Below are 7,234 nucleotides of genomic sequence, written 5' to 3' on the forward strand. Positions count from 1 at the left end.
TTAAAAAATCAGTTGAAAACTATAGATAGAACTGAGTTTAAAGAATATAAAGAAAATCTTAACAGATATGACAATGTCATCAATAATTATAATACTTTTTCTATAAATGATATAAATAGCAAAAAACTATACTTAAGTAAAAGGTTAAATCAATATACTCATGTTAAAGTTAGTGACAAAGTTTTATATACAATAGCATTCATGGACAGTAGTAAGACAATAAAGTATATAGAAACTACAATAGCGAAGTTAGAAAGAGAAGAGTTAGAGCTTAAGTTCAATTATTGTAAAGCTCAGTATTATATAAAGGATTTGTGTGAGCTACACATAACAAAATCTGGAGCTAGTTATATCATAGAAGATATAAAGGTAGTAGATAGTAGTATAAGTTACATAATAGAACTATTTTCTAATAGAAATAAAGCTATTCACTTAAAAGATAAAGAAATTAGAGAAAAGTTTATCTATGCTATAGAAAATGCTATATATGAGTTAAATATAGCTAGTCCTTGGATGAATAATCGTGTTGTAGATGATAGTTTAATTAGAAAAATGGAGAATTGTTTGAAAAAAGGAACTACTATCAAGATTGTCTATGGAATGGGTGATGATAGTAGTAGAAATGATAATAGAAGTAGGGATAATAAGAGTGATAAAGTAGCACAAGAACTAAATGATAGGTTTAGATATTATAATGGTAGATTTAAAATTAAAAAGGTAAACTCACATTACAAGTTATTAATTTGTGATGAAAAATTCTTTTTAGAAGGAAGTTACAACTTTCTATCTTTTGATGGTAAGTATAAGGATGATGTAAGATCAGAAGGAGCAACTTACAATACTGACTTAAAAATGATAAGAGAGCTAAGAGGTTTATATTTCAATTTTTAAATTTAAAGCAGATATAGATTATATAAAAGTGTATCATTAGAATATATAGAATAGATAGAAACATAAAAATATAAGATATTTGACAAGAATTTACAAAAAAACAAGGTGAAATTTTGTATAATTAAAGAAAAGCATAATGGGATGTGATATTTTGAGTAGTTTAATTTGCGGGGGTATAAAATCTAAATTTAACGAGAAAAAATTATTTAATGACTTTAATCCTAATTTCAACGAACAAGATTTTTATGGAATTATTAAAACTTTAGATAAAGATAGTAGTAAAAAAATAAATAATAAGAATGAAAAAATACTACAATTGTTAGAAGCAGATGTTGAACAACTAAAAGAGAATTGCAGTAAGCTAAAGAATGAACTATATATGAAGGAAAAAGAATTAGAAGAAATAACTAAAGAAGAAGTAAGGATATCAAAAAATATAATAAGTATAATAGATCAAGTAGATTCAATATATAGGTATGTCTTAGAAACTAAAAATCATAATTTAAAGAGCTTATTAGATATTGTATATAAACAAATAAGTAAGCAATTAAAAAATATAGGAATAGAAGAAATTGTATGTAAAGGTCAACTATTAGATCCATACTTACACAAATGTGTTCAAGTAATTGAGAATATAGATAAACAAAATGAGGAGATAGTTGAAGTAGCTCAAAAAGGATATTTATTAAAGGGAGAAGTAATAAGGTATGCTTCTGTAATCATAGCAAAATAAAAAGGGGGACAATATGAGTAGTATTATAGGAATAGACTTAGGAACTACAACATCAGAAATTGCGTATATAAAAAATGGTAAACCAGAAATGATATCAGCTAAGCTTGGTAAAATAATACCATCTTTAGTTGGAATAAAAAATAATGAAATCTATGCTGGATATGCAGCAGAAAACATATTAAGAGCAAGTCCTCAAAATGTAGCCTCAGAATTTAAACGAGAGATAGGAAATGATGATGCTAGAATAAAAATAGGAAATGAAGAATTCCTTCCACATGAGGTATCTGCTATTTTACTAAAAGAATTGAAAGAGATAGCTGAAGAAGCTTTGAAAAAAGAAGTAACAGAAGCTGTTATAACAGTACCAGCTAATTTTAATAGCTACCAAAGGCAGCTTACTCAAAAAGCAGGTGAAATGGCAGGATTAAAAGTAGAAAGAATAATAAATGAGCCAACTGCAGCTGCTATGGCATATGGTATTGATAATTTAGATACAGAAGCTAATATATTAGTATATGATTTAGGTGGAGGTACCTTTGATGTAACTGTACTTGAGATGTTTAGTGGGATATTAGAAGTTAAGTCAAGTAGAGGAAATAATAAACTAGGTGGAAAAGACTTTGATGAAAGAATAGAAGAATTTATTCTAGAAGAGATAAAAAATAAAAATGGAATAGATTTATATGAAAAACTTACAGATGAAAAGCAACTACTAGAGGCAAAAAATATAATTAAAGAAGCGTCCATCAATGCTAAAAAAGAATTGTCAGCACAAAACACCACAGATATATATATGCCATATATAGCAGTTATTGATAATAATTTGATAAATGTAAATGTAGAACTTACTAGAGAAAAATTTTATGAGTTAACTAAAGATTTATTACACTATACACAATCTACTGTAGAAGAAGCACTAAAAGTAGCAAATTGCAACAAGGAAGATATAGATATGGTTGTATTGGTTGGTGGATCAACTAGAATATTTGCAATAAGTGAATTAGTAGAAAGTTTATTTCCTGGAAAAGTAAAAGGTGGAATAAATCCAGATGAAGCTGTAGCTATGGGAGCTGCAGTACAAGCGGGAATAAAAAATGAAGAAATAGATACTAATACTAGCCTAATAGTAACAGATAGATGTAGCTATAATCTAGGAATAAGCATACGAAAAACAATAGGAGTAAAAAAAGTAGATAATGTTTTTGACTGCTTAATACCAGTAGATACTAGTATACCATGCTCTAAAAAGAAAACTTACTATACCTCTTGTGATTGGCAAACTAGTGTAGGAGTACGGGTATATGAGGGATATTCAGACTTTGTTTATGATAATATAGAAATTGCAAGTTTTAGTGTAGATGGAATTCCAGCTAAACCTGAGGGAGAAGAAGAAATTGAAGTGGAGTTTAAATACAATTTAAATAGTATATTAGAAGTATATGTAACTATACCGAGTATAGGAAAGGTACACAAAGAAGTGATTCATAACCCACATATAGACAAAAGTAGTGGGAATGCACAAAAGTATTTGAACAACAGTGATGACCTTGAAAATTGGCAAGAATATGAATTGGCAAGGATAGCGAGAAGAAGCATAGAATTAGCAGAAAGAAAAATGGAAAAATTAGAAGATGATAAATGTAATGATTTGAGGCCTGTATTAGATAAACTTAAGCAAGCAGTTATAGATGGAAATGAAGATTTAGTTGATAAATATGAAGAAGAGTTAACGGATATACTATTTGATCTTAGAACTGTATAGGAGTATATAATGGAACAAATTATAAATAAAGCTTATTTTCACTATAATAAGGCCTTAAATCTAATAGAAAATAAAAAAATCTCATCGGCTAAAGAAGAGTTAAAAAAAGCCCTTAATCTATACCAAGAGGACATAGATATACTAAACTTGATGGGGGTATGTGAATACTATTATTGCAATTTTGAACAAGCATATAGATATTGGTATAAAAGTAAAAATACAATAAATGATAAAAATGATGCAAATGAATTTATTGATTTTTTATCTAGCACAAAGTATGAAAAATTAGTAATAAATTATAATAAAGCAATAGATTATATTTATCAAAAAAAATACAATGAGGCCATTATAGTATTAAAAGGAATAGTAAATGAATATGCAGACCTTATTGAACCTGTTGAAATGATTGTTATGTGTTATCTTGAGTTAAATAAAAACAAAGAAGCACGAGGATATATAGATAAACTACTAGAAAAGGATTCTTCTAATATAAATTACTTGCAGGCTAAAAATCAAATAAATAGTGGAGTATCATTTAAAATTAAACGCAAAAAAGAAAATAAGATTAAGACTATTTTAATTATTTTAGTAATAGTATTAACTTTTGTTTTAATTATGTTGCTCAGTTTATTAAATAGTAAAAAAATTTCTTATAATCAAGCTTTATCAAGTTCAAACTCAAAATATGATATGCTTTTAGAAAAATATGATGAAGAAAAAACAATCAACGAAAAGTTGAGTAGGAAAGTTGAAATATTAAATTTAGATTCTGACGAGTCTAAATTTATACTTTTCAATAAATATATAAATGAATATAGCAGTAGTAATTACAAAGAAGCACTAAAGGGGTTTGAATATATAATTGAAGAATATCCTAAAAAAGAATACATTCGCTCAGAAGCAACATATTTTGCAGCAAAATCTGCTAGGATGCTAAAAAAATATGAAGATGCAAAAGAGTACTATGAAATTTACATAAATGAATATAAAAATGAAAACTATTACGATGACTGTCTTTACAGCTATGGACTGATGTTAAATGACTTGGATGAAAAAAATAAATCAAAAGAGGTGCTTGAAAAATTAGTAAGATATAAACCGAATAGTGAATTTATAAACTCTAAAGTTACAAAAGTTATAAATCAGTAGTTTTTTATGGAGGCATAAATATGGAAAATTTGTATGATATATTAGGGGTTACAGAGGATGCCACCAAAGAAGAAATAAAGAGGGCTTATGCCTCAAAAATAAGAAGTCATACTCCTGAAAAAGACTCAGAAATGTTTAAGAAAGTTAGGGAAGCCTATGAAATATTAATAGATAGTCAATCTAGAGCTGAATATGATGAAAGAATTAGATATGAAAAAGATGGACATGTTGAGCTGGAAAAGTATGAAGAAACTTTATATGATATTTTAGAAATAGATAGTGAGGCTACAAGCAAGGAGATAAAAAAATCTTATGCTACTAAAATAAGAATACATACACCAGAAAAAGATCCAGATATGTTTGAAAAGATTAAAAATGCATATGAGACTTTAATAAATGAAGAAGCTAGAGAAGAATATGATTTAAATCTAAAATATGGAGAAGAAATAAGACAGTATAAAATAAAGGTAGTAGAAGCTTGGAACTGTGAGGATTATAAAACTGTTATAAAATGGTGTAAAAAAATACTAAACCTAAATAAAAACTTAAATGAATATTTGTATAGATTGAGCTTAGCCTTATATTATGATAATGAAATTGATGAGGCTATAAAATATGCTATTGAATTAGTAGATATGTGTCCAGAACAATATGAATATCACAAACATATTGCAATACTGTACATGGATAAAGAGCAGTATACTAGAGCAGAATCATATTTCATAAGTGCACATGAGATACAACCATTAGATGAGACAGTGATTACATACTTAATAGATACATATATATACTCAGGTAGACATAAAAAGGGAATAATATTCTTACAAGACAATATAGAGAATAATTTAAACAATAAGTATATAAACCTTTTATATTATGAAAATCTAATTAGAATCTATATTAATCTAAAAGAGCTAGAAGAGATTGATAATGTTATAGATAGTATGGAGCATAATTTAATTAGTCAAGAAAATGATAAGAAAGATGTAGCAGATAAATTATATGAAATAGCTATAGATGCTTATAAAAAAGAATTATACCAAGTTGCTGAAATAGTAGCAAAAAGGTCTAAAGAATTATTTGAAGATGAGTACGTAAACAATTTATACGAAAATATAAAATCAAATTTGCAGATATATAATTTGTACACTAAACTAGAGCAAGACCAGAGAATAATTAAGGAAGTTAAAGAACCACTATACTATTATATTTATTCATATAAATCTGAAGACCAAAGTAAAGCAGAAGAAGATTTTGATAAAAATATAGATCAAATTGAAAAGTTAGTTCATAAAAAACCAGGAGAAGTAGCAAAATCGATAGTTTTACTAAAGAGACATTATATAGAATTGTTTAATTACGGTAAAGACTTATATGAAGATATACTAAAAAGATCAGAATCTATACAAATGCTACAAGAACAGTATGAAGCTATGGATAAAGATTTTCAAATTTCGCTAGGTATTTATCATCTAGTAGAGTTATGGATGGATTATGAAATAAGTGATGAACAACGTAAAATTCGTTTTGAAGAAATAAAAGAAGAAATAAATGAAGAAAGACCTTTACAGGTATACAACAGTTTAATAAGAATAAAGGATCAGTATTTTAAGATATATGATTTAAATCCTGATGCAATAGATGAAATGGAAGAAAATCTTAGACCATTAGCTAAACAAAAGAAAAAGGCTAATTTGCATAGACATGACTCACATACAAGTAATTCTCAAAATACGGATGAGGAACCTAAAGCTGGATGTTTTAGCATAATACTAGGAATAATATTTATAGCCGTATTAGGTCCAAGTATATTGAGTGGAGTTATAATTATCGGAGGTGCAATAATTCAATTGATAGTGTATGCACTTATTCTGGTAGCTATAGTTGGAGGTGTATTATATGTTTATAATACATATTTTAAAAAATAGTTAAAAATATAAAATAAGTGAAAGCCGCATTAGATTTAAAAATAAAAGTTGCGGCTTTTGTGATGTAAGGGGGATAAGGAATGTACATAAATGAAAAAACAAAAGTACTAGCAGCTTCACAAGAAGAAGCTCAAAGATCAACAACTATCAAAGAACATGATATCAGATCTAAATTTCAAAGAGACAGAGATAGAATCTTGTACTCAAGAGCATTCAGGCGATTGGGAGGAAAGACACAGGTATTTTTAGCAGCAAAAGATGATCACTTAAGAAACAGATTAACACACTCACTAGAAGTAAACCAAATCTCGCAAACAATAGCAAAAGTATTAGGATTAAACTTAGAACTAACAGAAGCAATAGCGCTAGGACACGACTTAGGGCATACACCATTTGGCCATGTAGGAGAAAGAACACTTAATCATATCATGAATGGATGTTACAAAATAGCAGACTTTAATACAAATATTAACCCAATAAAAAAAGGATTTAAACATAATTTCCAAGGAATAAGAGTAGTAACGGAACTAGAAGAAAATTCACTGAATTTAACTAAAGAAGTCTTATGGGGGATACTAAACCATAGCAAATTAGAATACAAATCATGTAAGAAAAAGCAATATATAGAATGTAACTTAAAACATAGTAAATTTAAATCTGATAGTGATTGCAGTAATACTCCTAAATATAGATATAACTTAGATTTTTACGATGGATACTTAGAGGAATTAGATTCATCTAAATATTGGACAATTGAAGCATTAGTAGTTG

The 7,234-nt window shown here is 27.4% G+C and carries 6 protein-coding genes; all 6 read left to right on the forward strand.

Going from position 1 to position 7,234, the window contains the following annotated elements:
- A partial coding sequence (locus ACRC03_RS03265; RefSeq protein WP_438651119.1) for a phospholipase D-like domain-containing protein occupies window positions 1-891 on the forward strand: 891 nt, incomplete at its 5' end.
- A 151-nt stretch (window positions 892-1,042) separates the two neighbouring features.
- Complete coding sequence (locus ACRC03_RS03270; RefSeq protein WP_438651120.1) at window positions 1,043-1,624, forward strand: nucleotide exchange factor GrpE; 582 nt, start codon at window positions 1,043-1,045, stop codon at window positions 1,622-1,624.
- 13 nt (window positions 1,625-1,637) lie between these two features.
- Entirely contained in the window at window positions 1,638-3,386 is a 1,749-nt protein-coding gene (locus tag ACRC03_RS03275) for an Hsp70 family protein (RefSeq protein ID WP_438651121.1), read from the forward strand.
- A gap of 9 nt (window positions 3,387-3,395) precedes the next feature.
- On the forward strand, window positions 3,396-4,535 hold the full coding sequence (locus ACRC03_RS03280; RefSeq protein WP_438651122.1) for a tetratricopeptide repeat protein: 1,140 nt from the start codon (window positions 3,396-3,398) through the stop codon (window positions 4,533-4,535).
- A 20-nt stretch (window positions 4,536-4,555) separates the two neighbouring features.
- The gene (locus ACRC03_RS03285; protein WP_438651123.1) at window positions 4,556-6,463 is read left to right on the forward strand and encodes a DnaJ domain-containing protein; all 1,908 of its coding nucleotides are present in this window, start codon (window positions 4,556-4,558) and stop codon (window positions 6,461-6,463) included.
- Between the two features lie 80 nt (window positions 6,464-6,543).
- Window positions 6,544-7,234, forward strand: a 691-nt coding sequence (dgt, locus tag ACRC03_RS03290) for a dGTP triphosphohydrolase (RefSeq protein ID WP_438651124.1), incomplete at its 3' end; no start/stop codon positions are given.

Source organism: Romboutsia sp., from assembly GCF_051659545.1.
In the GTDB taxonomy this organism is placed as follows: domain Bacteria; phylum Bacillota; class Clostridia; order Peptostreptococcales; family Peptostreptococcaceae; genus JBOFOR01.

What these genes read in the sequence shown, in the direction of transcription:
- ACRC03_RS03275 (WP_438651121.1), top strand. Translation starts at nt 1,638, where the DNA reads ATGAGTAGTATTATAGGAATAGACTTAGGAACTACAACATCAGAAATT.
- ACRC03_RS03280 (WP_438651122.1), top strand. Translation starts at nt 3,396, where the DNA reads ATGGAACAAATTATAAATAAAGCTTATTTTCACTATAATAAGGCCTTA.
- ACRC03_RS03285 (WP_438651123.1), top strand. Translation starts at nt 4,556, where the DNA reads ATGGAAAATTTGTATGATATATTAGGGGTTACAGAGGATGCCACCAAA.